At 71.6% G+C, this 24096-nt stretch carries 20 protein-coding genes; 13 read left to right on the forward strand and 7 right to left on the reverse strand.

Annotation, left to right across the window (positions count from 1 at the left end):
- Positions 1–20: 20 nt before the first annotated feature.
- A complete protein-coding gene (locus KBY90_RS04310) occupies positions 21–887 on the reverse strand; it encodes a hypothetical protein (protein ID WP_254967241.1) in 867 nt (288 codons plus the stop codon).
- 35 nt (positions 888–922) lie between these two features.
- Here KBY90_RS04310 and KBY90_RS04315 point away from each other — a divergent pair, with 35 nt between their 5' ends.
- A complete protein-coding gene (locus KBY90_RS04315) occupies positions 923–1117 on the forward strand; it encodes a hypothetical protein (protein ID WP_254967242.1) in 195 nt (64 codons plus the stop codon).
- Between the two features lie 33 nt (positions 1118–1150).
- Here KBY90_RS04315 and KBY90_RS04320 read toward each other — a convergent pair whose 3' ends face one another.
- Both KBY90_RS04320 and KBY90_RS04325 read right to left on the reverse strand, forming a co-directional pair.
- Positions 1151–1735 (reverse strand): hypothetical protein, encoded by a 585-nt coding sequence (locus KBY90_RS04320; protein WP_254967243.1) that lies wholly within the window; start codon positions 1733–1735, stop codon positions 1151–1153.
- A gap of 50 nt (positions 1736–1785) precedes the next feature.
- The gene (locus KBY90_RS04325; protein ID WP_254967244.1) at positions 1786–2745 is read right to left on the reverse strand and encodes an oxidoreductase; all 960 of its coding nucleotides are present in this window, start codon (positions 2743–2745) and stop codon (positions 1786–1788) included.
- Positions 2746–2837: 92 nt separating this feature from the next.
- On the opposite strand from KBY90_RS04325, the gene KBY90_RS04330 reads away from it, so the two are divergent.
- Entirely contained in the window at positions 2838–3614 is a 777-nt protein-coding gene (locus KBY90_RS04330) for a polysaccharide deacetylase family protein (RefSeq protein WP_254967245.1), read from the forward strand.
- Here KBY90_RS04330 and recN read toward each other — a convergent pair.
- Positions 3602–5290, reverse strand: a complete 1689-nt coding sequence (gene recN, locus KBY90_RS04335) for a DNA repair protein RecN (RefSeq protein WP_254967246.1) — start codon at positions 5288–5290, stop codon at positions 3602–3604. The two genes, KBY90_RS04330 and recN, sit on opposite strands and share 13 nt — an antisense overlap.
- A gap of 159 nt (positions 5291–5449) precedes the next feature.
- Here recN and KBY90_RS04340 point away from each other — a divergent pair, with 159 nt between their 5' ends.
- The 7 genes from KBY90_RS04340 to purF all read left to right on the forward strand — a co-directional run bounded on the left by KBY90_RS04340 (position 5450) and on the right by purF (position 15852).
- Complete coding sequence (locus KBY90_RS04340; protein ID WP_254967247.1) at positions 5450–7546, forward strand: AarF/ABC1/UbiB kinase family protein; 2097 nt, start codon at positions 5450–5452, stop codon at positions 7544–7546.
- Positions 7547–7566: 20 nt separating this feature from the next.
- A complete protein-coding gene (locus KBY90_RS04345) occupies positions 7567–8145 on the forward strand; it encodes an alpha/beta hydrolase (RefSeq protein WP_254967248.1) in 579 nt (192 codons plus the stop codon).
- 85 nt (positions 8146–8230) lie between these two features.
- Positions 8231–9289, forward strand: coding sequence for a threonine synthase (thrC, locus tag KBY90_RS04350; protein ID WP_254967370.1), 1059 nt, complete (start codon positions 8231–8233; stop codon positions 9287–9289).
- 487 nt (positions 9290–9776) lie between these two features.
- The gene (gene dnaN, locus KBY90_RS04355; protein ID WP_254967249.1) at positions 9777–10925 is read left to right on the forward strand and encodes a DNA polymerase III subunit beta; all 1149 of its coding nucleotides are present in this window, start codon (positions 9777–9779) and stop codon (positions 10923–10925) included.
- 5 nt (positions 10926–10930) lie between these two features.
- The gene (locus tag KBY90_RS04360; RefSeq protein WP_254967250.1) at positions 10931–11755 is read left to right on the forward strand and encodes an RNA methyltransferase; all 825 of its coding nucleotides are present in this window, start codon (positions 10931–10933) and stop codon (positions 11753–11755) included.
- A gap of 65 nt (positions 11756–11820) precedes the next feature.
- Positions 11821–14205, forward strand: a complete 2385-nt coding sequence (gene purL, locus KBY90_RS04365) for a phosphoribosylformylglycinamidine synthase subunit PurL (RefSeq protein ID WP_396122539.1) — start codon at positions 11821–11823, stop codon at positions 14203–14205.
- A 219-nt stretch (positions 14206–14424) separates the two neighbouring features.
- The gene (gene purF / locus KBY90_RS04370) at positions 14425–15852 is read left to right on the forward strand and encodes an amidophosphoribosyltransferase (RefSeq protein WP_396122540.1); all 1428 of its coding nucleotides are present in this window, start codon (positions 14425–14427) and stop codon (positions 15850–15852) included.
- Here the strand turns inward: purF and KBY90_RS04375 are convergent.
- The 3 genes from KBY90_RS04375 to queG all read right to left on the reverse strand — a co-directional run bounded on the left by KBY90_RS04375 (position 15849) and on the right by queG (position 20337).
- Positions 15849–18374, reverse strand: a complete 2526-nt coding sequence (locus tag KBY90_RS04375) for a DNA topoisomerase (ATP-hydrolyzing) subunit A (RefSeq protein ID WP_254967253.1) — start codon at positions 18372–18374, stop codon at positions 15849–15851. The genes purF and KBY90_RS04375 overlap by 4 nt on opposite strands.
- A gap of 97 nt (positions 18375–18471) precedes the next feature.
- On the reverse strand, positions 18472–19353 hold the full coding sequence (locus KBY90_RS04380) for a tetratricopeptide repeat protein (protein WP_254967254.1): 882 nt from the start codon (positions 19351–19353) through the stop codon (positions 18472–18474).
- A gap of 24 nt (positions 19354–19377) precedes the next feature.
- Entirely contained in the window at positions 19378–20337 is a 960-nt protein-coding gene (queG, locus tag KBY90_RS04385; protein ID WP_254967255.1) for a tRNA epoxyqueuosine(34) reductase QueG, read from the reverse strand.
- A gap of 35 nt (positions 20338–20372) precedes the next feature.
- Between queG and KBY90_RS04390 the strand changes: the two genes are divergently transcribed.
- The 4 genes from KBY90_RS04390 to ftsY all read left to right on the forward strand — a co-directional run bounded on the left by KBY90_RS04390 (position 20373) and on the right by ftsY (position 24084).
- Positions 20373–21047, forward strand: coding sequence for an HpsJ family protein (locus KBY90_RS04390; RefSeq protein WP_254967256.1), 675 nt, complete (start codon positions 20373–20375; stop codon positions 21045–21047).
- Positions 21048–21173: 126 nt separating this feature from the next.
- Positions 21174–21902 carry a DUF502 domain-containing protein gene (locus KBY90_RS04395; protein WP_254967257.1) on the forward strand — a complete coding sequence of 243 codons (729 nt, stop codon included), beginning with the start codon at positions 21174–21176 and terminating at the stop codon, positions 21900–21902.
- Positions 21902–22552 (forward strand): transcription antitermination factor NusB, encoded by a 651-nt coding sequence (nusB, locus tag KBY90_RS04400; protein ID WP_254967258.1) that lies wholly within the window; start codon positions 21902–21904, stop codon positions 22550–22552. Before KBY90_RS04395 ends, nusB begins: the two co-directional genes overlap by 1 nt.
- Positions 22552–24084, forward strand: a complete 1533-nt coding sequence (ftsY, locus tag KBY90_RS04405; protein ID WP_254967259.1) for a signal recognition particle-docking protein FtsY — start codon at positions 22552–22554, stop codon at positions 24082–24084. Before nusB ends, ftsY begins: the two co-directional genes overlap by 1 nt.
- Positions 24085–24096: the final 12 nt, after the last annotated feature.

Raw genomic sequence — 24096 nt, forward strand, 5'->3', positions numbered from 1 at the left:
CCGCTGCGGGAGCCGGGGTCTCACGGCCGCTGGAAACGCCGCAGTTCCCAGGCCTCCAGCCGCTGATCGGCGCCGAAGCGCAGGCTGATCTGGTGGAAGCGGTCGGCCTCGAGGCGGCAACCCACCTGCAGCACGAAGGCACCGGCCGGCAGCTCCTCGGGCACGGAACACACCAGGCCGTCGGCAAAGCCGGCAGTGCCGGCGTGCAGGGCGAAGTCGGCAGCGCGGAAGGCCCCACAGGGCTCCGCCGGCGGGGCTTCGGCGGGCGGGCGGTGGGGCTCGAGCCGCTCCATGCGCCCCGGCCAGCCCTCCTGCTCCGCCAGCAGGGCGCGCCAGTCCCTGACGGCTGGTCGCGCCGGGTCCCCGGGGCTCGTGAGGGTGCAGCGGAAGGCCACCGCCGCCACGGCGTCGAGCCTCCAGCACAGCCCCTCGCCGGTGTCCAGCGGGGCGTAGAGCAGCACCAGCATGGAGCGCGAGCGGCGGTGAAAGAGGTTCACCTCATGGCCGAAGCGCGGCTGGGCCGGATCCACCGCCAGGCTCGACTGGCCGCCGGCCCCGGGGAACTGCCAGCACAGGCCGCCGCGGTTGTAGGTGGCCCGGGAGAGCGGCAGCCGGCGCTGGCCGCCGGGGGCCAGCAGCAGTCCACGGCCATCCCAGAGGCCGTTGTCGTCGTCGCTGAAGCTGATGGCGTAGCAGGTGTCATCGATCGTGCGGCTGGGCCGCTCCAGATCGAGCGGCGCGGCACCGGCCGCACTGTCCTGCGGGCGCAGGTACCAGTGGCTGGTGCCGCACCAGCGGCCCTCGAAATTGCGGCGGTTGAGCGCCCACTGGCGGTCGTGACCCGTCATGGCGGCAATGGGGGTGGACTCCCGGGCTGCTCCAGGCATGATCCCTCCGGAGAACCTGGCGCCAGAGAGGACGAATGGGCACGGAGCTCTACCTGGCGCTGGTTATCCCGCTGGCGCTGCTGCTGCTAGCCACCTGGATGGTGGAGCGCAACCAGGGCCGCTGGCCGGTCTGGCTGGAGCGGCTCAGCCGGCGTCAGGCCCTGGTATGGAACACCGGCATCGGCCTGATCATCCTGCTGTCGCTGCTGCGGTTTCTCCTGGGGCGGTGACCCGCATCGCCGGGGCGCTTCGCTGGACCCCGCTCAGCTGACGGTGTAACCCCGGCCCTCCATGCAGGCGGTCACGGCACGGTTGAAGGCCTGCCGCCGGTAGTGCTGCAACTGCTGCCGCTCAGCCTCGAGAATCTGCTGCTGGCGCTCCAGGTCGCGGGAGGCCTGCTGCTGGTCACGGCGCTGATCCACCTGCCGTCCGGCACCGACGATCGCACCACCGGCGGTGCCGGCCACAGCACCGCGGCCGGTGTTGCCCATGATCGCTCCCGCGGCCGTCCCCACCACGGCACCACGCGCCGTGGAGCGGACCAAGCCGGACGAAGCCTGGTTCCTGGCCCGGGGCTCCGCGGGGATCTGGGTCCGGCTGTCCGGCACCGGAGCGGTGGGATCGAAGCCGGTCTGGTCGATCGCCCACAGGCGGCAGTCCAGGGTGTCCCGCCGCTGCTGCTCGGCGCTCTGACCACCGGCCGGATAGATGAACAGATCCTGGGCAGAGGCGCGCAGCTGCAGACCGGCGCCCAGGACGCCCCCAGCGAAAACCGCCACCCCGACCAGGGCGGCACGGCGGGCGGGGCCCGGGGCCGTCGGGAGCAGGCGCAAGGGCAGCTTCGGCATCACAGGCCGGCTCCAGATCGAGGGGGATGGCCCTGAGCTTGCCAGAGCCCTCAGGCCACCAGCGAGGCGTCGTCGCGATGCGCCGACACCCGTTCCAGAGCCTCCCCGCAGAGCTGCTCACTCACCTGCCAGAGGCGCTGCCGCTGGGAGGGATCGCTGGCGGCGGGTGCCATGGGCGCCTGGGTGGGCCAGCCGCGCATGCCTCCGAACCGATCGGGTGCGTAGTGCCCGCCGGGCTGGGCCTGGGGAGCGGTGGCGGCATGGAGCTGGGGCAGGGCGCCCATGGCCGCGCTCTGGAACAGCGGCGCCATCAGCCGGTAGGCGAGGGGTTCGATCCAGGAGCCGCTGGCGGCCACCGAGGCGGGCTGCAGGTTGGTGCGGGCCACGCCGGGATGGGCCGCCAGGGAGCGCACGCCGGCGTCCTCGGCATCCAGCCGCCGCTGCAGCTCGGCGGCGAACATCACGTTGGCCAGCTTGCTCTGGCCATAGGCCTTCCAGCGGTCGTAGCGGCGCTCACCCTGGAGGTCGTCGTAGTCGATGCGCCCGAAGTACTGGGCACCGGAGGTCACGGTGACCACGCGGGCATCGCTCTGGCCGCGCAGCAGCGGCAGCAGGGCGCGCGTGAGGGCGAAGTGGCCGAGGTGGTTGATGCCGAACTGCAGCTCGAAACCGTCGCGGGTGAGGGCCCGGGGCAGCCCCATCACGCCGGCGTTGTTGATCAGCAGGTCGAGACGGCCATAGCGGTCGGCCAGCTGCCGGGCGGCGCGGACCACCGAGGCCAGGTCGGCCAGATCGAGATCGAGCAGATCGAGCGCTCCCCCGTTGGCGGCGGCGGGCAGCAGCTCCTGGCGTGCCCGCTCGGCTCTGGCGCGGGAGCGGCAGCCGAGGATCACCGTGGCGCCCCGGGCCACCAGGGCCCGGGCGGTCTCCAGACCCAGGCCGCTGCTGGCACCGGTGATCAGGGCCAGGCGGCCCGACTGGTCGGGGATGTCGGCGGCGGTCCAGGGCATGACGACCGAGGCGGGATCCGGATGGACCTCAAATGTAACGGTGTATGAAGGGCCTTGCTTGCGCCGGGTTGATTGCGTTGGAGGGAGCGTCCATGCGCCGGCTGATCCGCAACCTGTGCTGGGGGCTGGCGCTGCTGCTGAGCCCGGCACTGTGCTGGCTGGTGCGCCGGTTGCTGGCAGCGCTGGCACCACGGGTGGTGATTCGCGGGCGGGGCCGGGGCCTGGACGGGCGGAAGCTGGTGGCCCTCACCCTCGATGACGGCCCCAGCGGTGCCGGCAGCCTGGAGCTGCTCGCACTGCTGCGCGGGCTGGACGTGCCGGCCACCCTGTTTCTGATCGGAGGACACCTGAGCCGGGGCGGCGAGGGTTTCGTGGCCCAGGCGCTGGCGGAGGGCCACCAGATCGGCAACCACATGGCCGACGACAGCACCTCGGCACGCCTGCCCCCCGAGGCCTTCCTGGATCAGCTGCGCCGCACCGCCGCTGCCCTCCGCCGGGCGGCCGCTCCCCGGACCCTGACGCTGCGCTGGTTCCGGCCGGGGCGTGGCTGGTTTCACGGCGCCATGCTCAAGACCCTCCACGCCGAGGGCTACCGCCTGGTGCTGGGGTCGGTGTTCCCGTTCGACACCAGCCACCCGCCCCTGTGGTTCCTGCGGCGCTTTCTGCTGGCCAACGTGCACCCGGGGGCGATCCTGGTGCTCCATGACCGGCCCGACACGATCGCAGCCACCCTGGCCACCCTGCGCACGGTGGTGCCGGAGCTGCGCAGGCGCGGTTACCGCTTCGTCACTCTCGACGACCTGATCGATGAACGGATGGATGCCGATCGGTTGGGGCCGGATCAGGTCAGATGCCCTCAGACGGTCTGACGCTCCAGCAGGCTGGCGGCGTAGGTGTGCACCGCGGCCGCGTCGCCGCCGGCCAGCTCCGCCAGTTCCGCCTGGCGGGCCCGGGTGTCCCGCAGGTGGGACACCCGGGTGTGGGTGATGCCGCCCTCCACCGCCTTGCTCACCTTGAAGTGGTGGTCAGCCGCCGCGGCCACCAGGGGCTGGTGGGTGACGCAGAACACCTGGCGCCGGCGGGCCAGGCGCTGCAGCAGCGCCGCCATGGCGCCGCTCACCCGGCCGCTGACGCCGGCATCGATCTCGTCGAAGAGCAGGGTGACATCGGGATCGGCGGCGGCCAGGCAGGTTTTCAAGGCCAGCAGAAAGCGGCTCATCTCGCCGCCGGAGGCCACCTCCGCCAGCGGCGCCAGGGGCTGGCCGGGGTTGGCGGAGAACAGGAAGCGCACGACGTCGGCCCCCTGCTCGCCAGGCTCACAGGGTTCGATGGCCACCGCGAAGCGCACGTGGGCCAGGGCCATGGGCCGCAGCGCCTCCATCAGCTGCTCCTGCAGCGCCGCCGCCGCGGTGGTCCGGGCGGCACTGAGGGCGGCCTGGGCCTGATCACGGCGGCCGCGGGCGCCGGCCTCCTCGCTGGCCAGCTGCTCCAGCTCGGCGGCGGCACCCCCCGGGGCAAGCTGCTCCCGCAGCCGGTCGCGCAGGGCGATCAACTCGGCCAGCTCCAGGCCGTGGCGGCGCTCCAGGGCGCGCAGGTCGGCGATCCGCTGCTGGAGCTGATCGAGGCTCTCGGGATCACTCTCCAGCCCGCCGCCGTAGCGGTCGAACGCACGGGTCAGATCCTGCAGCTCGGCCAGCACGCCGGCGAGCCGCTCTCGCAGGGGCTCCAGCGAGCCATCCAGACCGCTCATCAGCTGCAGCTCCTGGTCACAGGCGGCCAGGTGGTCGAGCACCGACGGGGCGGCCTCGGCCCCCTCCTGCAAGCGGCCCAGCAGGGTCATCACGCCTTCCTGCAGGCGCACGCCGTGGGAGAGCCGGTCCTGCTCCTGCTGCAGGTGCAGCCGCTCCAGCGGATCGTCGAGCGCGGCCGTCTCCAGATCGGCCAGCAGCTGCTCCTGCCGCTGCCGCTCGTGCTCCAGCTCCTGCCAGCGGGCCGTGGCCCGGTCGAGGGCGTCACGGGCCCGGACCCAGGCGCGCCAGGCCTCCACCGCCGGCGCCAGACGGCACTGCACGCTCTCGCCACCGAAGCGGTCGAGCCAGCGGCGCTGCTCGCCCGGGCGGGCCAGCTGATGGGTCTGCCCCTGCATGGTGAGATCGAGCAGCAGGGGACGCAGCTCCTGGATCTGGCCCCGGTTCACGGCCACCCCGTTGAGGCGGTGGCGGCTGCTGAGGCGGCCATCGCCAAGCCGCCACTCGCGGCTGAGCAGCAGTTCGTCGTCGTCGCTCTCCAGTTCCTGCTGCGCCAGCCAGGCCCGCAGCGGTGGGCTGAGGGCGAAACCGGCCTCGATGCGGGCCTGGCTGCAGCCCTGGCGCAGCAGGCGCGCGCCGCCGCCGGCCTGGGCCCCGCCGAGCAGCACGTCGAGGGCATCGAGCAGGATCGACTTGCCGGCACCGGTCTCGCCGGTGAGCACCGTTAGGCCCCCCTGAAAATCGAGCTCCAGCCGCTCGATCAGGGCGATGTTCTCCAGGCGCAGTCCGGTGAGCACGGCCGCCGCGGGATAGAACAGGTGTTCGCAGCGACCGTAGCGGCAGTTTCCGTCGTTTAGAAGGGGGATCTCCAGGGGAGATCAGGCGCGGCCTCCCGCCTGAGCCCACACCCCGCCGCCACCCAGGCCCCGTCCCACTCCCCTGCGACCCCGAACGCCATGGTGAGCAGCCCTCCCGCCTCCACCTCCGACCGCGCCTCCAGCAGCGGCCCCGCCGGGCAGCCGCCGGAGGACCTGGACCGCGTGACCGTGGCCGAGGAGGTCACCGCCCTGGAAGCGGCCGCGGCCGCCATGCGCGCGGCGGTGCAACCGGCGGCAGCCACAGCGGCAGCCACGGAGGCACTCCCCACAACGGCGGCGCCGGCCGCTGGCGAGCTGGCCGACTTCATCGAGGCCTCCGGGCTGCTCCACTACGACCCGGCGGCGATCACCCGCATCTATGCGGGCCACCCGGAACGGCTGCTGCGGCGCCTGTGGCAGACCCTGGTGCCGATCAGCCTCTACCTGCTGGGGGTGGGCTTCGACTGGCTGACCAAACGGCTGCGCAACCCCAGGCTGGCCCGCGCCCGCGCCAGGGAGGCCGCCGACCTCGTGGCCTCCCTGGGGCCGGCCTTCATCAAGGCCGGCCAGGCCCTCTCCACCCGGCCGGACATCGTGCCGCCGGTGCTGCTGGAGGAACTGGCCCAGCTGCAGGATCAGCTGCCGGGTTTCGATCCCGTGCTGGCCATGGCCTGCATCGAGGAGGACCTCGGCGCGCCGGTGGAGGCGGTCTTCACCGAACTGGAACGCGAGCCGATCTCGGCCGCGTCCCTGGGTCAGGTGCACCGCGGCGTGCTGCACAGCGGTGAGCGGGTGGCGGTGAAGGTGCAGCGGCCAGGGCTGCGCGAGCAGATCACCCTCGATCTCTACATCGTGCGCAACCTCGCCGCCTGGCTGAACCGCAACGTGCGCCTGATCCGCAGCGACCTGGTGGCCCTGATCGACGAACTCGGCACCCGGGTGTTCGAGGAGATGGACTACCTCAACGAGGCCGCCAACGCCGAGCGCTTCGCCCGGCTGCATGCCCACAACCCCCGCATCGCCGTGCCCCGCATCCACCGCGAGGCCACCAGCCGGCGGGTGCTGACGATGGAGTGGATCGATGGGGTCAAGCTCACCAACCTGGAGGCGGTGCGGGCCCAGGGCATCGACCCCGACGAGCTGGTGCAGGTGGGCGTGAACTGCAGCCTGGAGCAGCTGCTGGAGCATGGGTTCTTCCACGCCGACCCCCACCCCGGCAACCTCCTGTCCCTGGCGGACGGCCGGCTGGCCTATCTGGATTTCGGGATGATGAGCGAGGTGAGCCGGGAGGCGCGCACCGGTCTGATCCAGGCGGTGGTGCACCTGGTGAACCGCAACTTCGGCAAGCTCAGCAAGGATTTCGTGCAGCTCGGGTTCCTGGCCGAGGACGTGAACCTCGAGCCGATCGTGCCGGCGTTCGAACAGGTGTTCGGCCAGGCGCTGGAGATGGGGGTCAGCCGCATGGACTTCAAGGCCGTCACCGACGACCTGAGCGGCGTGATGTACCGCTTCCCGTTCCAGGTGCCGCCCTACTACGCCCTGATCATCCGCTCCCTGGTGACCCTGGAGGGCATTGCCCTGAGCGTGGATCCCAACTTCAAGATCCTCGGCGCCGCCTATCCCTACTTCGCCCGCCGGCTGATGGAAGACCCCGATCCCAGCCTGCGCCGCAGCCTGAAGGAGATGCTCTTCGACGGCGAGGTGTTCCGCTGGCAGCGGCTCGACAACCTCATCGCCAGCGCCGCCCAGGGATCCCAGCTGGATCTCGACGGCCTGCTCGATCAGGTGCTGGATTTCCTCTTCTCGGCCAACGGCGGCCTGTTGCGCCACCAGCTGGTGGAGGCCGTGATCAGCCGGGTGGATGCCCTGGCCTGGCAGACCACCCTGCGCCTGGGCAAGCGCCTGCCGGAACGGCTGCAGCCCCCCGGGCTGCGCCGGCGCCAGCCCCAGGACGCCGCCGAGGTGCTGATGAGCCTCGAACCGATCCGGCAGCTGGCGGCGATCCTGCGGGCCCTGCCCGGATTCGAACCCCGGCTGCTGGTGAAGCGCCTGCCCCGGCTGCTGGGGGAACGGGAGCTGCGCCGGATGGGCCTGGACGTGGCGCGCGGCCTGGCCGAGCGCGGTGTGGTGCGGCTGCTGCGCGACGTGCTCGTGGATCCCTCCCTGCGCCCCGCTCCGGTGGTGGCCAGCGCCTGAAATCTCCCTAGGGTTGCGCCATGACCTCACTCCGCTGTCGCCAGCGCCTGCTGGCCTGTCTTCTCGGCCTGGGCCTGACCCTCACCGGGCCGGCCGCCCAGGCCGCCGAGAACCTCGTGTTCGTGAGCGGCGCCTTCCGCCGCTCCATCCCCGTGCGCGACCTGGCTCTGCTGGCGGAGACCGGGGAGGCCCGGGGGCTGCTCTCTGATGTGCTGCGCTTCAGCAATCAGAGCCCGGAGGACGTGTCGGCGCTGCTGAACCAGTCGCTCAGCCTGCCGGTGACCCTGGTGAGCCGCCTGCTCAACACCCGCATCGGCGAGGCCCTGCTGGAGCGGATGGCGCAGATCTTCCACCCCCTCAAGGCTCCAGGCGCCGGAGTTCCGGCCCTGCGCTCGGCGATCGTGATGGGGCTGGCGAACGGCAATGGCGAGCTCTCGGCCGTCTCCTTCCTCAAGGCCTATCCCACTCAGGAACTGGAGGTGAACATCCCCAACCTGCTGGCCCTGGTGCAACGGGCGAGTTCGGTGACCGAGCTGGTGCGCTTCTTCTCCGAATCCCCCCTCGACGGCCTGCGCGGGACCACCGGAGCCGAGAACTAGATTCAGGCCAGCCGTCCACCCCTCCTTGCCCCTGCTCCCATCCCTGCGGCGTCTGGGCTTGGGGCCCGGCAACGCCCAGGCCACCATGCAGGACTGGCCCGGACTGATCGAGGCCTACCGCCGCTGGCTGCCGGTGAGCGAGCGCACACCGGTGATCACCCTGCGGGAGGGTGCCACCCCGCTGATTCCGGCACCGGCGATCGCCGAGCGGGTGGGCAATCGGGTGAAGGTGTTCCTCAAGTACGACGGCCTGAACCCCACCGGCTCCTTCAAGGACCGGGGCATGACCATGGCCATCTCCAAGGCCCGGGAGGCGGGCTCGGAGGCGGTGATCTGCGCCAGCACCGGCAACACCTCGGCCGCCGCGGCGGCCTACGCCCGGCGCGGCGGCATGCGCGCCTTCGTGCTCATCCCCGACGGCTACGTGGCCCAGGGGAAGCTGGCCCAGGCCCTGCTCTACGGCGCCGAGGTGATCGCCATCCAGGGCAACTTCGACCGGGCCCTGGCCATCGTGCAGGAGGTGGCCGAGCAGTATCCGGTCACCCTGGTGAACTCGGTGAACCCCTACCGGCTGCAGGGCCAGAAGACCGCGGCCTTCGAGGTGGTCGATGCCCTCGGTGAAGCCCCCGACTGGCTGTGCATCCCCGTGGGCAACGCCGGCAACATCAGCGCCTACTGGATGGGCTTCAACGAGTACCGCGACGCCGGTCACTGCCGCAGCGTGCCGCGCATGATGGGCTTCCAGGCCGCCGGTTCGGCACCGCTGGTGCTGGGCCACACGGTGGAGCAGCCCGACACGATCGCCACCGCCATCCGCATCGGCAACCCCGTCAACCGGGACAAGGCCCTGGCAGTGCGCAGCGAGAGCGGCGGTGACTTCACGGCCGTCACCGACGCCGAGATCATCGAGGCCTACAAGCTGCTCGGCAGCCAGGAGGGGGTGTTCTGCGAGCCGGCCAGCGCCGCCTCGGTGGCCGGCCTGCTCAAGCGCCGGGAGGAGGTGCCGGCGGGGGCCACGGTGGTGTGCGTGCTCACCGGGAACGGCCTCAAGGACCCCGCCACCGCCATCGAGCACAACGAAGCCCGCTTCCACACCGGCCTGGAGGCCGACACCGCCAAGGTCGCCGAAGTGATGGGGTTCTGAACCCACCGGATCGGCGGAACGCTTCACCACCACGCCCCTGGCCCAGCGCCGGGGGCTTTTTCATGGGCCGCCGGGGACGCGTCCGCAGGACCTGCCGGCATGGACCGGTGCACAAAGTGACTGCGGAGAAGGGGACCAAAACAGCAGGCGATCGCGGGGAGAGCGGGGAGCGAGCGGGACCTCGCGGAGGCCCGGACTTTTCCACCGGGGCGGGAAACGGTGGAAAACGGGCCGTTCTCCCCATTTCCTCGCCTCCATTCCGCAGCCCTGACGCCTGGCAGCAGGGCATCCCTGGGGCGATCTGCCCGGTTTTCCCCGATTCCCACAGCCTCTACTGCTGCTGGCTCAATGGTTTGGTTGTTCTCTTCATCTGATCCATAGACGGGTGGCAGGCGGGCGGATCACCGGCGTTGCGGATTCCGCCGCCCTGTGGAAGCGTGGTGGCCCATCCGCGCACCGGTGCCCTTCCGGCCTCACCGCCCCCGCCATGAAGCTGGTCTGCTCCCAGTCGGAACTCAGCGCCAGCCTTCAGCTGGTGAGCCGGGCCGTGGCCGCCCGCCCCACCCACCCGGTGCTGGCCAATGTGCTGCTCACCGCTGACGCCGGCACCGGCCGGCTCAGCCTCACTGGCTTCGACCTCAGCCTCGGCATCCAGACCAGCCTCAGCGCCGAGGTGGAAGCCAGCGGCGCCATCACCCTGCCGGCCCGTCTGTTCGGGGAGATCGTCTCGCGCCTTGCCGCGGACAGCCCCATCGGTCTGCACTGCCCCGAGGGCGGCGAGCAGGTGGAGCTCACCAGCCTCTCCGGCTCCTACCAGATGCGGGGCCTGCCCGCCGAGGACTTCCCCGATCTGCCCCTAGTGCAGACCGGTCAGCCCATCCGCCTTGAGGTCGAGGCCCTGGTCAAGGGACTGCGGGGCACCCTGTTCGCCAGCAGCGGCGACGAGGCCAAGCAGCTGCTCACCGGGGTGCACCTGCGCCTGGAGGACGACGCCCTGGAATGCGCGGCCACCGATGGACACCGGCTGGCGGTGCTGCGTCTGGTGCAGGGAGGGGAGACGCCCCCCGCCGCCGCCGATGGGGAGCCCTTCGCCGTCACCGTGCCCGCGCGCTCCCTGCGGGAACTGGAGCGGCTGCTCTCCGGCCGCCAGTCCAGCGAGCCCCTGAGCCTCTTCTGCGAGCGGGGCCAGGTGGTGTTCCTCTGGGCTGACCAGGTGCTCACCAGCCGCAGTCTCGACGGCACCTATCCCAGCTACCGCCAGCTCATCCCCGAGAGCTTCAGCCGCAGCATCAGCGTCGATCGCCGCGCCCTGGTGGCGGCCCTGGAGCGGGTGGCGGTGCTCGCCGACCAGCACAACAACGTGGTCAAGCTCAGCACCATGGCCGGCAGCGGCCAGCTGCAGGTGCAGGCCGATGCCCAGGACGTGGGCCGGGGTTCGGAGGCCGTGGCCGCCGGGATCGAGGGAGAACCGATCCAGATCGCCTTCAATGTGCGCTACCTGCTCGACGGACTCAAGGTGATGGCCGCCGATCAGGTGGTGCTGCAGTGCAACGCCCCCACCACCCCCGCCGTGCTGCGTCCGCTGGATGAGTCCGACTTCACCTATCTGGTGATGCCGGTTCAGATCCGCGTCTGAACGCCTTGGCCCTTCCCGAGCAGCTGCTGCTCAGCGATCTGCTGAAGCGCCGCGTGCGCGACCAGGAGGGTCTTGAGCGGGGCACCGGCGTGGCGGTGTGGATGCATCCGCCGGTCCATCGGGTGCTGGGCTGGGCCAGCCGCCCCTCGATGTTCGGCACTCGCCGGCTGGTGTGGCGTCTCAACCAGCTCGCGGGCCTGCTGGAGCTGGAGGCCCTCGTGAAGGGCGAGCCGGCCGACACCGATCAGGCCACGCTCGAGCGCCTGCCCACCCTGATCGATGCCGCCCTGCTCGATCGCGACCGCCAGCCGATCGGCACCGTGGCCGATGCCGCCATCGACCTGCGCAGCGGCGCCATCCGCCACTACCTGGTGAGCCGCAGCGATCCGCGCCTGCCCGGCAGCAGCCGCTGGCGGCTCAGCCCCGACCGCATCGTCGATCAGCAGCCGGGGCTGGTGTCCACGGCGCTCTCGGGCCTCGACGATCTGCCCCTGGCCCGCGCCAGCGTGCGCCAGGACCTGCTGCGGCGCTCAAGGCGCTGGCGGGAGCAGGTGCAGCAGGCCGGTGAACGCCTGGAGTCGCGCGTGGAGGGCTGGCTGGAGGAGCCGCCCTGGGACGACTCCGATGGCGTCGAGGAGGAGCCGGTGGACTGGCGGCAGTCGGACGACGCGCCCCCCGGGCCGGAACCCTGGGACGAGGAGGACTGGGACTGGGAAACCGCCGAACCGCCTCCGGACCATCCCCGCAGATCCCGCCGTCCCCGCCAGGATCCACTGCCCCGCGGCGGCTCGTACGACGGTGACGACGACGACGGCGACCCCTGGATCTGAGCGCCTCGCTGCCGGTGGCCGTAACACGCTCCGCCACACTGGATCCAACCGACCCGCAGGCCGTGGTGGCTGCTCCCGACTACTCCGTCGCCGAGGCGCTCAGGAAAGAGAACCTCAGCCAGGCCGACTACGACGAGATCTGCCGCCGCCTGGGCCGCGCCCCCAACCGCGCCGAGCTGGGCATGTTCGGGGTGATGTGGTCGGAGCATTGCTGCTACCGCAACTCGCGGCCGCTGCTGCAGGGCTTCCCCACCACCGGCCCGCGAATCCTGGTGGGCCCCGGGGAGAACGCCGGCGTGGTGGACCTGGGCGAGGGCCAGCGCCTGGCTTTCAAGATCGAGAGCCACAACCACCCCTCGGCGGTGGAGCCGTTCCAGGGGGCAGCCACGGGCGTGGGCGGCATCCTGCGCGACATCTTCACCATGGGCGCCCGGCCGATCGCCCTGCTCAATGCCCTTCGCTTTGGTCCCCTGGAGGACGAGCGCAACGTGGGTCTGATGGAGGGCGTGGTGGCCGGCATCGCCCACTACGGCAACTGCGTGGGCGTGCCCACCGTGGGCGGTGAGGTGGCGTTCGACGCCAGCTACTCCGGCAACCCGCTGGTGAACGCCATGGCCCTGGGGCTGATGGAAACCGAGCAGATCGTCTGCTCCGGCGCCGAGGGCGTGGGCTATCCGGTGGTGTACGTGGGCAGCACCACCGGCCGCGATGGCATGGGCGGCGCCAGCTTTGCCAGCGCTGAGCTCACCGAGGCCTCCCTCGACGACCGCCCCGCTGTGCAGGTGGGCGATCCCTTCCTGGAGAAGGGCCTGATCGAGGCCTGTCTGGAGGCGTTCCAGAGCGGCGATGTGGTGGCCGCTCAGGACATGGGCGCCGCCGGCCTCACCTGCAGCTGCTCGGAGATGGCCGCCAAAGGCGGGCTGGGCATCGAGCTGGATCTCGATCGCGTGCCCGCCCGTGAGGCCGGCATGACCCCCTACGAGTTTCTGCTCAGCGAATCCCAGGAGCGGATGCTGTTCGTGGTCAAGCCCGGCCGCGAGCAGGCGCTGATGGAGCGCTTCACCCGCTGGGGCCTGCAGGCCGCCGTGGTGGGCCGCGTGCTCGAAGACAACATCGTGCGCGTGCTCCAGAAGGGTGAGGTCGCCGCTGAGGTGCCCGCCAGCGCCCTGGCCGACGACACGCCGATCAATCACCACGAGTTGCTGAGCGAACCCCCGGCCGAGATCCAGGCCCACTGGCGCTGGAGCGAAGACCAGTTGCCGGCGGCGAGCGCGGCGGGGATCACCCCGGCGGGCGGCACAGCCACCTCATGGAACGACGCCCTGCTGGCCCTGCTTGACGACCCCACCATCGCCTCCAAGCGCTGGGTGTACCGCCAGTACGACCATCAGGTGCAGGCCAACACCGTGGTGCCCCCCGGCGGCGCCGATGCGGCCGTGGTGCGCCTGCGCCCTCAGCAGGGCGAGGGCGCCATGGCCCCGGCCACCCGCGGGGTGGCGGCGGTGGTCGACTGCCCCAACCGCTGGGTGGCCCTCGACCCCGAGCGCGGCGGCATGGCGGCGGTGGCCGAGGCGGCCCGCAACCTCAGCTGCGTGGGTGCCGAGCCCCTGGCCGTCACCGACAACCTCAACTTCCCCTCCCCCGAAACCCCCACCGGCTACTGGCAGCTGGCCCAGGCCTGCCGCGGCCTCTCGGCCGCCTGCTCGGCCCTCGACACCCCGGTCACGGGCGGCAACGTCTCCCTCTACAACGAGACCCGCCTCCCCGACGGCACCATGCAGCCGATCCACCCCACGCCGGTGGTGGGCATGGTGGGCCTGGTGCACGATCTGGCCCAGGTGCGCGGCCAGGCCTGGCGGGAGGCCGGCGATGCCATCTGGCTGCTGGGGGTGCCGCTGAGCGAGACCGCTGATGCACGCGTCACGCTGGCCGGCAGCAGCTACCTCGAGCGCATCCACGGTGCCCTCACCGGCCGGCCCCCGGAGATCGATCTTGTCCTGGAGAAGACGGTGCAGGCCTTTCTGCGCCAGGCCATCGCCGCCGGGCTGGTGGCTTCCGCCCACGACCTCAGCGACGGCGGCCTGGCGGTGGCCCTCGCCGAGGCCTGCATCGCCTCCCCCGCCCAGGCGTCCCTCGGCGCCGATCTCGCCCTGCCAGCGGCGGCCCGGGGGCGGCTCGATCGGCTGCTGTTCGCCGAGGGAGGCGCACGCATCCTGGTGAGCGTGCCGGCGGAGCGGCACCAGGCCTGGCGCGCCGCCCTGGAGTCCAGCGCATCCGCTGGCGCGGCGCCGGTGCCCGCGGAGTGCCTGGGCAGCGTTCTGGAGCAGCCGCGCCTGCGCCTGCGCCAGGGCGACCAGACCCTGATCGATCTGCCGGTGGCCGACCTGCGCCGCAGTTTCGAGCAGGCCATCCCCCGACGCCTCGGCCCGGATCTGCCTCCCACCGCCTGATCCCTGCCCGCGGCGGCAGCTCCCGGCGCAGCAGGTGGGCAGCACCCAGTTGTCGAGGTGCTGATGCAGAATGCAACTTCGGCGTGCATCGTGAGGCCTGTGCTGGTGGTTCCCCCCGAGCGCTCCGTCCAGCCGCCCCAGCACACCGCCCAGCTCGAGCCCTCCCTCACCTCCGAGCGGCCCGACAAGCCGGAGGAGGCCTGCGGCGTCTACGCCGTCATGGCGGACCAGCAGCCCGTGGCCAACCTGGCCTACTTCGGGCTCTACGCCCTGCAGCACCGCGGCCAGGAGTCGGCCGGCATCGCCGTCTTCGGCGAGGACCGGCAGGTGCGCCTGCACAAGGACATGGGCCTGGTGAGCCAGGTGTTCGACCAGGACGTGCTCGAGCGTCTGCCCGGCTTCCTCGCCATCGGCCACAACCGCTATTCCACCACCGGCAGCAGCAAGGTGTGCAACGCCCAGCCGGTGCTGCTCAACACGCGCCTGGGCCCGTTCGCCCTGGCCCACAACGGCAATCTGGTGAACGCGGCCGAACTCCGGCACGACCTGGCGGATCTCGCCAGCGAACTCACCTCCACCACCGACTCCGAGCTGATCGCCTTTGCCGTCCAGCAGGCGGTGGATGGAGGCCTCGACTGGGATGGGGCGATTCGCCAGGCCGCCGGCCGCTGCCGCGGCGCCTTCAGCCTGGTGATCGGCACGCCGGATGGTCTGTTTGCCCTGCGCGACGGTCACGGCATCCGGCCGCTGGTGTTCGGCCACCTGGGCGAGACCCACCAGGCCCAGTGGGTGGTGAGCAGTGAGACCTGCGGGCTCGACATCATCGGCGCCGGCTTCGACGACGACGTCCAGCCCGGTGAGATCATCCATTTCCGCCAGGGCGATCCCACCCCCCTGCGCAGCCGCTGGATCGAGGAGCCGGCCAAGCTGTGCGTCTTCGAGATGATCTACTTCGCCCGCCCCGACAGCCGTTTCTTCGGCGAGTCGCTCTACAGCTACCGGGTGCGGATCGGCGAGGTGCTGGCCCGGGAGACCCCCGTGGACGCCGACATCGTCATCGGTGTGCCCGACTCCGGCATCCCGGCGGCGATCGGCTACTCCCAGGTGAGCGGCATCCCCTTCGGCGACGGGCTGATCAAGAACCGCTACGTGGGCCGCACCTTCATCCAGCCCACCCAGGCGATGCGCGAGGCGGGCATCCGCGTGAAGCTCAACCCCCTGCCCGACGTGCTGGCCGGCAAGCGGGTGGTGGTGATCGACGACTCGATCGTGCGCGGCACCACCAGCCGCAAGCTGGTGGCCGCCCTGCGCGATGCCGGCGCCACCGAGGTGCACATGCGCATCAGTTCGCCGCCCGTCACCCACCCCTGCTTCTACGGCATCGACACCGACACCCAGGACCAGCTGATCGCCGCCCGGCTCACCCTGGAGGAGATCGCCGCCCACCTGGGCGTCGACTCCCTGGCCTATCTCAGCAAGGAGGGCATGGTGGAGGCCGCCCAGGCCCATTCCGGCCACTTCTGCACCGCCTGCTTCGACGGTGCCTATCCGATCGAGATGGACGAATCGGTGCGCTCCAGCAAGCTGATGCTGGAGCCCGCCGGACTGGCCGCCCGCCGCAGGCTGGTGGCCGCCGCCGCGCCCTAGCTGGCCGCTCCCTGTCCGACCCCCTGTTGTCCGACCAGTGGCACCAGGTCCGACAGCTCCTCCTGCTCCGCCAGGCCCAGGCTCACGCCGCTGCCGGTGGCATCCTCGACCTCCAGATCCTGCGGCTGCAAGCGGGCATTGCGGCCGCTGTCGAGCAGCGCCCCCACCAGGGGCGTGTCGCCGCCGCAGAGGTCGATCAACTGATCCTGGCGCTGGCTGAAGCGCAGGCCGATCTGCCCCAGATCCCCGCGCTGGCACAGGCGCAACCCGTCCACCGCCAGTCGCTTGATCCAACCCAGTCGGCTGGCCAGCAGCACCGTGCTCCCGGCGCCCGCCGCGCCCGCCGCGCCCACCACGCTCTCGCCCGGCAGCAGCCGCAGCAGCACCGGTCCCTGGGCGGCCCGGCCCAGCAGCGGCAGGTTGGTGTCGTTCACCGTCAGCCTCAGCAGCCGCCCCGTGCTGCTGCCCACCACCAGCTCCTGGCCATCGCGGCAGAGCACCACCCGCCGCAGGCTCACGCCCTCCTTGAGCCTGAGCACCGAGGCGGCCCGGCCTGAGAGCTCCTGAAAGTCCTCCAGCGGCAGTCGCTTGAAGCGGCCATCGCTGCTCAGCAGGCCGATGCTCGCCCCCGCCGCCGCCTCGCCGCCGGGCAGGGGCAGCAGCTGCACCACCTGCTCGCCGGCCATGCCGTCGGGCAGGAAGCGCTCCAGGCGGCCGGGCTGCTGGCCGGCGAATTCCCAGCGCAGCAGGGCCACCCGGCCGGCATCGGTGAAGGCCAGCAGGGCCGGCTGGCCGCTCACCGGCAGGATCAGCCGCGCGGGGGCGGGATGGTCGCCCCGCTCGACGGGCTCATCGAGGTGCAGGCGCCCCAGCTGCTGGGGGGCCACGATCTTCACCTGGCCATCGGCCTGCACCAGCAGCCGGCTGTCGGCGGCCAGGGCGGCAACGGCCTGCTGGCGCTGCAGGCCGGCACTGGGACGCACGGCCGCCGCCCGCTGCGCAACCAGGGCATCTCCGCCTTCCACCAGCCGGGTGCGGCGTGGCGTGGCGTAGCGCTTCTTCAGGGCCTTGAACTCGGCCACCATGGCGTCCAGCAGGGCACCGCGATCGTCGAGCAGATGGCGCAGGCGGCTGCGCTCCTGGCGAAGATCCTCCGCCTCCTGGCGCAGGCTTTCCTGCTCCAGGCCGGTGAGGCGGCGCAGCGGCATCGCCAGCACGGCATCGGCCTGGCGCTCGCTCAGATCCAGGTGCACCTGCAGACTGGCGCGGGCGCTGGCCGCATCGCGGGCCTCCTGGATCATCTCGATCACGCGGCGCACATCGCCCAGTGCCCTGTTGAGGCCTTCCACCACCTCGAGCCGGTCCTCCGCCTTCCTGAGGGCGTGGCGGGTGCGCCGGATCAGGGTGTGTTCGCGGTAGTCGAGGAACTCCTGCAGCAGCTGGCGCAGGCTCAGCTGCAGCGGCTGCCCGTTCACCAGGGTGAGCAGGATGGCGCCGAAGTTGCTCTGCAGGGCGGTGCGCCGCTGCAGTTCGCCCAGCACCGTTTCCGCCTTGGCGTCGCGCCGCAGCTCCACCACGATGCGCATGCCCTCGCGGTCGGATTCGTCGCGGATGTCGGCGATGCCGCCGATCTTGCCGTCGTTCACCTGCTCGGCCAGCTTCTCGATCCAGCCCGCCTTGCTGAGCTGGTAGGGCAGCTCGGTGATCACCACGGCGCTGCGGCGGTGGCGGCCCTTGCCCGGCTGCACCTCCTCGGTGTGGGCCACGCCCCGCATCGGGATGCTGCCGCGGCCCGTGAGATAGGTGTCGCGCACGCCGCTGCCGGTGAGCACCTCGCCCCCCGTGGGGAAGTCGGGCCCTGGCACCAGCTCCAGCAACTTCTCGTCGGAGAGAGCGGGTTTGCGGATCAGGGCGATCAGGGCATCCACCACCTCGCGCAGGTTGTGGGGCGGGATGCTGGTGGCCATGCCCACGGCGATGCCCGTGCAGCCGTTGAGCAGCAGGAAGGGCAGCTGGGCCGGCAGCACCGTCGGCTCCTGCTGGGAACCGTCGAAGTTGGGGGCGAAATCGACGGTGTCGTCGCCGATCTCATCCAGCAGCGCCTCGTTGGCGATCGGGGCCAGCCGCGTTTCCGTGTAGCGCATGGCCGCCGGCGGGTCGTCGTCGACCGAGCCGAAGTTGCCGTGGCCATCCAGCAGCGGGTGGCGGCTGGCGAAGGTCTGCACCAGGCGCACCAGGGCGTCGTACACCGCCTGATCGCCGTGGGGGTGGTACTTGCCGAGCACGTCGCCCACGACGCGGGCGCACTTGCGGTAGGGCCGGTCCGGGGTGAGCCCCAGCTCGTGCATCGCGAACAGGATGCGCCGCTGCACCGGCTTGAGGCCGTCGCGCACATCCGGCAGGGCCCGCCCCACGATCACGCTCATGGCGTACTCGAGGTAGGAGCGCTGCATCTCCTGGTGCAGGGCGATCGGCTGAACCCGCGGTTGTTCGGGTTGCTCTCCTGGTCGCTCCTCGGCCATCCGGTGCTGCGGTCTGAGGGCGCAATGTGGCGCTCAGCCTACCGATGCCCTCCGGTCCGGACAGGGGCCGTCCCGGCCTGAGCCTGGGTGGATGGGTTCAGAAGCTGGCGTTGGCCTGGGCCCGGTCCACATCGGCGCGCAGCTCGGGAATCTCCAGCAGGCGCCGGGTGGTGCTGCGCAGCCTCGGACCCCACAGCTGCTCCTTCTGATAGCTCTCGAGCACGTAGTTCGGTTCGGAGTCCAGGGCCCGGGCGGCCCGCTCCAGCGCCTCCTGCCGGCCTTGCGGGCCCCGCTCGAACAGGGCTGAGGCCAGGGCCAGATTGGGTTCCGCCGCCTCGGGACGGATCTGCAGCACCCGGCGCCAGCGCTCGATCGCCCGGTCCGCCTTGCCCTGCTCGAACAGCACCAGCGCCTGGTTGTTGATCGCTTCCCAGAAGTCGCGCCGCAGCTCGGCGGCCCGCTCGAAGGCGGTGTAGGCCTCGGTGGGCTGGTCCAGCAGGATGTGGGCGTTGCCCACGTCGAAGAAGGCGCTGGCATTGCGGGGATCGCGCCGCAGGCCCTGGCGCAGCAGTTGCAGGGCTTCAGCGGGCCGACCGTCACGCAGGGCCAGGGATCCCTGGGCGAACCAGATGCCGGCGTTCTCGGGATCGAGTTCCCGGGCGCGATCCAGCGACAGCACCGCCGCGGCGGTCTGCTCGCTGCGCAGCTGGGCCTCGGCCAGCAGCACCCAGCCGCGGGGGTCGGCCGGCAGCATCTGCACGGTGAGCGCCGCCAGTCGCGCCGCATCCTCCGCCTGACCCAGCTGCAGCAGCCGGGCCGCCGCCTGGGCGATGCCCAGCGCCGCACCTTCCAGTTCCTGGCGCTGGGGGACGTACACGTAGGGCACCAGGGCCCGTGCCGGTTGAATGCCGCCAAGGCCCATCCCGAGCGCCAGCAGCGGGAGGATGCGCAGCAGGGTGCGCCGCCAGTGCGACGGCATCGGCAACAGGCAATTCCACTCAGCCTAGGGATCGGCTTGAGGTTGTCCCGCCAGCGCCGCACGGATGTTGCGCCGCCACATCCACGGGCGGATGCGTCGCAGGGCCGAGGCCCGCATCCGGCTGTCCCATTCGGCGTCGCTCCAGCCGAGGGCTTCTCCGGCCTGCAGATTCAGCCACCAGGGCCGTGGCTGCAGATCCGCCTCCAGGCTGCTCTCCAGGGGCTGGTGGTTCCAGGGGCAGGCCTCCTGGCAGAGGTCGCAGCCGGCGACCCAGCCGTGCAGGGCGGCGCCGATGGGTTCGGGCAGCTGCGGATCCCGGTTCTCGATCGTGTGGTAGGCGATGCAGCGGCGGCTGTCCACCACGAAGGGTTCGCGGATGGCGCCGGTGGGGCAGGCGGGGATGCAGCGGCTGCAGCTGCCGCAGAGGGACTGGGCCGGCGCATCCGGCGGCAGTTCCAGGGTGGTGAGCAGATGTCCCAGCAGCAGCCAGGATCCCCGCCGCCGGTGGATCAGGTTGCCGTGCTTGCCGATCCAGCCCAGCCCGGCCTCCTCGGCCCAGGCCTTGTCCATCAGTGGGGCGCTGTCCACGCAGGCGCGCCAGCGCACCCCCTCCACCTCCTGCTCCAGCCAGCGGCCCAGCTGCCGCAGACGCCCCTCGATCACCCGGTGGTAATCGCGGCCCCAGCCGTAACGCGCCACCTTCAGGGCGCCCGGGGCCCTGGCCGCGGCCACGTGATGGTTCAGTCCCACCGCCAGCAGGCTGCGCACCCCGGGCAGCAGGCTCTCCACTGCCCGCCGGCGCGGATCGGCCATCCAGCCCATCCCGGCCTGATGCCCTGCCCGCAGCCAGCGCTCCAGGGCGGCCGTGCGCAGCTGCATCCGTTCACCTCCGGGGACGGCGGCGATCCCCACCGGATCGAAGCCCAGGGCCCGGGCCCGTTCCCGCAGCTGAGCCGCCAGCGCCGTGGCAGAGCCGGCCGTCACCCGTACACTTGCGCAACTTCTCCAGTCTGTAGCGCTTGACTCCGAGTACCGCCTCATCGGGCCGCATCGCCCAGCTCCTGCGTTGGCTGGGTCTCACCCTCGTGGTGCTGATGGGGCTTCAGCTCACCCCGTTGCTGGTGAACTGGAACTGGGATCTGGAACCCTTCCGCCAGGTGTTCCTGGACCGGCTCGTGGGCGAGGGTCCCATGGCCCTGGTGGGTCTGCTGCTGATGCTGGTGGCCCAGCGGCTCGAGGGCCCCTCCTCCCGTACCCCCCTGCGCTGGCTGGCGGGTGTGCTCGCCGCCCTGCTGGCGATCGCGATGGTGGTGGCCGTGCCGCTGTCCCTGAACAGCGAGGCCGCCCTGGCCCAGGAAGCGCAGCAGCAGGAGGCCGCGATCGCCCAGCAGGCGATGCAGCTGGAGATGCAGAAGCAGCAGGTGGAGGATCCGGCCTTCGTGGACCAGCTGATCGCCGAGGCCGAGAAGGAGGGCCGCATTCCTCCCCAGGCCACCGACGCGGAGAAGAAGAAGCGGGCCCGCGAGTTCATCGACAGCCAGATCAGGCCTCAGCTGGAGCAGGCCGAGAAGCAGGTGGCCCAGGCCCGCTTCGCCCGCAATCTGGGGTTGCAGCAGCGCCGTTTCGGCGTCACCGGCCGTGCCGTCGCCCTTGCGGTCGCCTTCGTGCTGGTGGCCGTTGTGGCCCTGGTGTGAGCAGCTGAGTGAGCGGCGTCGGCATCTCTCACCCAGCTGCCCCTCCCTCTGCCCGGCAGGACGGGCGGGCCCCACGCCTGGCTAAGTTGCCTGTCTCAGCAGACGGCCGGAACGCGGGGTTTTGCCTTGGTTCAATCCAGTCCCAGACCTGACCAGCCGCTGGCGGACCGGCTCCAGCAGGACCTCAAGAACGACCTGATCGCCGGTCTGCTGGTGGTCATCCCCCTGGCCACCACCATCTGGCTGGCCACTACGGTCAGCCGCTTCGTGCTGGCGTTCCTCACCACGATTCCCAAGCAGTTCAATCCCTTCAACACCCTCAATCCGCTCCTCCAGGAGCTGATCAATCTGGGTGTGGGTCTGCTGGTGCCGCTGCTGGGGATCCTGCTGATCGGCCTGATGGCCCGCAACATCGTCGGGCGATGGTTGCTCGAATTCGGTGAGGGCACCCTGCTGCGCATTCCCCTGGCCGGGTCGGTCTACAAGACCCTCAAGCAGCTGCTGGAAACCTTCCTGCAGGGCAATGCCAGCCGCTTTCGCCGGGTCGTGCTGGTGGAGTACCCGCGCGAGGGCCTCTATGCCCTCGGTTTCGTCACCGGTCCCCTCGGCACCAGCCTGCAGAGCGGCTTCAGCGAACCGATGCTGAGCGTGTTCATTCCCACCGCACCGAATCCCACCACCGGCTGGTACACGGTGGTGCCGGAGCGTTCCGTGAAGGACCTCGACCTGACGGTGGAGGATGCCTTCCGCACCATCATCTCCGCGGGCATCGTCAGCCCCGACGAGCGCGAAGCCCCCTCCAACCGCAGTTTCTCCAGCCTTCTGGCCCAGCTCCGGGCCCCGCAGATGTCCTGATGCCCAGCCGCAGTCTCTCCCGTGAACTGGCCCTGCTGATGCTGGGTCAGACCAATGACCGCGGCTCCACGGGCGGCGACCGCGGCCCGGCTGCGCCTGAGCCCCCTTTCGAAGACCTGCTCCAGCAGGCGCTGCTCACCCTCACCCAGCACGTGCGCGAAGCCCTGGACAGCTCCGCCGCCGATCTGCAGACCGCCCAGCAGCAGCTGCTCGACAGTGAGCTCCAGGAGCAGGGCGCCGACCAGCTGCCGCGGGTGCGCCAGCACCTCCAGCAGGGCCTGGCGGCCGCTGAGCAGGCGCTCAACCGCCTCTCCGCCAGTCTCGAGCTTCCCCGCCTGCTGCTGCTGGCCGACCAGGAGGAGGTGCGGCGCGGGGCCGTCGAGCGCACCCGGGCGGTGCTGCGCGACCGTGACGGCATCGACCGGCGGCTCGACGCCGTGATGGAGGGCTGGCGCCTGGGCCGGCTGCCCCGCATCGACCGTGACATCCTGCGCCTGGCGGTGGTGGACCTGGACGCGTTCGGCACCCCTGCCGCCGTGGCCTGCAGCGAGGCCGTGGAGCTGGCCAACCGCTACAGCGACGAACAGGGCCGGCGCATGATCAACGGCGTCCTGCGCCGGTTCACCACCGCTGCCGGGAGCCGAGCCTGATGGTCTTCGACTGGTTCAGACGCACCGTCCTCCCCCAGTCCGCTCCCGCCGAGCCGGCTGCAGCGCAGGAACCCGCAACCGCCCCCGAGCCGCCAGCACCGGAGCCGGCACCGGCGCCAGCAGTCGAGTCGCCACCACCCGAGGCGGCTCCTGCAGCGCCCGTGGCCGCTGCCGACAGCGCGGCCAGCCAGCCTTCCGAGGACGCCCTGGCCTGGGCCCGCCAGGCCTACGCCCGGCTCAAGGCCGAGCATCAGGCGCAGCAGCAGGCCGCGCCGCTGCAGCCCGAGCCCCAGCCCGAACCCGAGGCCGAGCCCGAACCGGCACCCCCCACCCCCACCGCCGGCCAGGAGGCTCCGGCGGCCACCCCACCCCCTGCGGCAGGCGCCTCCCTGCTGGAGCAGGCGGCCGCCCGCCGGGCCGAGCGCCAGCAGGCGCTCACCGCCCCGGCGGCCGCTGAACCCGCGCCCCCGGCCGATGCCGCGGTCCAGCCGGTGGACGCCGATGCGGCCGAGCCCCGGCTGGGCGACTTCGACGACGCCTTCACCTGGTCGGCGGAGGTGCTGGCCGCCCAGGGCCGGCGGGTCGATCAGGTGTCCCTGGAGGAGATCGACTGGCTGGGGAGGCTGCGGCAGGGGCTGGAGAAGACCCGCCGCGGTTTCGTCACCCAGCTGCTCGAGCGCCTCGGCGACGATCCCCTCACCCCCGAGCTGCTGGAGGACCTTGAGACGGCTCTGCTGCGGGCGGATGTGGGCGTCATCGCCACCGATCGGGTGCTCGATGCCCTGCGCCAGCGCCTCAACCAGGAGGTGGTGGACCCCGCCGAGGGCGTGCGTTTCCTCAAGGACCAGCTGCGCGCCATTCTCGACGGCCCGATCGAGGCCAGCGGCGTGCCCCTGCTCGCTCCCCGGCGCGACCGCCTCAACGTCTGGCTGATGGTGGGGGTGAACGGCGTGGGCAAGACCACCACCCTGGGCAAGCTCGCCAACCTGGCCGTGCGCAGCGGCTACAGCTGCCTGATCGCCGCCGCCGACACCTTCCGTGCCGCCGCCGTGCAGCAGGTGGAGGTCTGGGGGGAACGCAGCCACGTGCCGGTGATCGCCAACCCCACCGCCAATGCCGACCCGGCGGCGGTCGTCTACGACGCCATCGGTGCCGCCCAGGCCAAGGGCACGGAGCTGGTGCTCGTGGACACGGCCGGCCGCCTGCAGACCAAGCACAACCTGATGGAGGAGCTCGCCAAGGTGCGCCGCATCGTCGACAGGCTGGCCCCCGACGCGGCCGTGGAATCCCTGCTGGTGCTCGATGCCAGCCAGGGCCAGAACGGCCTGCGGCAGGCGATGGCCTTCGCCAGCGCCGCCGGCCTCACCGGGGTGGTGATCACCAAGCTCGACGGCAGCGCCCGCGGCGGGGTCGCCCTGGCGGTGGCCTCCGAGGCGGATCTGCCGATCCGCTTCATCGGCGCCGGCGAGGGCATCCGCGACCTGCGACCCTTCAACAGCTTCGAATTCGTTGAGGCCCTGCTGGCGGGCTGAGGTCAAGCGTGC

Source organism: Cyanobium sp. CH-040 (assembly GCF_024346135.1).
Taxonomy (GTDB): domain Bacteria; phylum Cyanobacteriota; class Cyanobacteriia; order PCC-6307; family Cyanobiaceae; genus NIES-981.

Bases quoted from the DNA above. Each gene is read 5' to 3' on its own strand.
- KBY90_RS04310 (WP_254967241.1), bottom strand. From the start codon at position 887: ATGCCTGGAGCAGCCCGGGAGTCCACCCCCATTGCCGCCATGACGGGT.
- KBY90_RS04315 (WP_254967242.1), top strand. From the start codon at position 923: ATGGGCACGGAGCTCTACCTGGCGCTGGTTATCCCGCTGGCGCTGCTG.
- KBY90_RS04320 (WP_254967243.1), bottom strand. From the start codon at position 1,735: ATGCCGAAGCTGCCCTTGCGCCTGCTCCCGACGGCCCCGGGCCCCGCC.
- KBY90_RS04325 (WP_254967244.1), bottom strand. From the start codon at position 2,745: ATGCCCTGGACCGCCGCCGACATCCCCGACCAGTCGGGCCGCCTGGCC.
- KBY90_RS04330 (WP_254967245.1), top strand. From the start codon at position 2,838: ATGCGCCGGCTGATCCGCAACCTGTGCTGGGGGCTGGCGCTGCTGCTG.
- KBY90_RS04340 (WP_254967247.1), top strand. From the start codon at position 5,450: ATGGTGAGCAGCCCTCCCGCCTCCACCTCCGACCGCGCCTCCAGCAGC.
- KBY90_RS04345 (WP_254967248.1), top strand. From the start codon at position 7,567: ATGACCTCACTCCGCTGTCGCCAGCGCCTGCTGGCCTGTCTTCTCGGC.
- thrC (WP_254967370.1), top strand. From the start codon at position 8,231: ATGCAGGACTGGCCCGGACTGATCGAGGCCTACCGCCGCTGGCTGCCG.
- dnaN (WP_254967249.1), top strand. From the start codon at position 9,777: ATGAAGCTGGTCTGCTCCCAGTCGGAACTCAGCGCCAGCCTTCAGCTG.
- purF (WP_396122540.1), top strand. From the start codon at position 14,425: ATGGCGGACCAGCAGCCCGTGGCCAACCTGGCCTACTTCGGGCTCTAC.
- KBY90_RS04375 (WP_254967253.1), bottom strand. From the start codon at position 18,374: ATGGCCGAGGAGCGACCAGGAGAGCAACCCGAACAACCGCGGGTTCAG.
- KBY90_RS04380 (WP_254967254.1), bottom strand. From the start codon at position 19,353: ATGCCGTCGCACTGGCGGCGCACCCTGCTGCGCATCCTCCCGCTGCTG.
- nusB (WP_254967258.1), top strand. From the start codon at position 21,902: ATGCCCAGCCGCAGTCTCTCCCGTGAACTGGCCCTGCTGATGCTGGGT.
- ftsY (WP_254967259.1), top strand. From the start codon at position 22,552: ATGGTCTTCGACTGGTTCAGACGCACCGTCCTCCCCCAGTCCGCTCCC.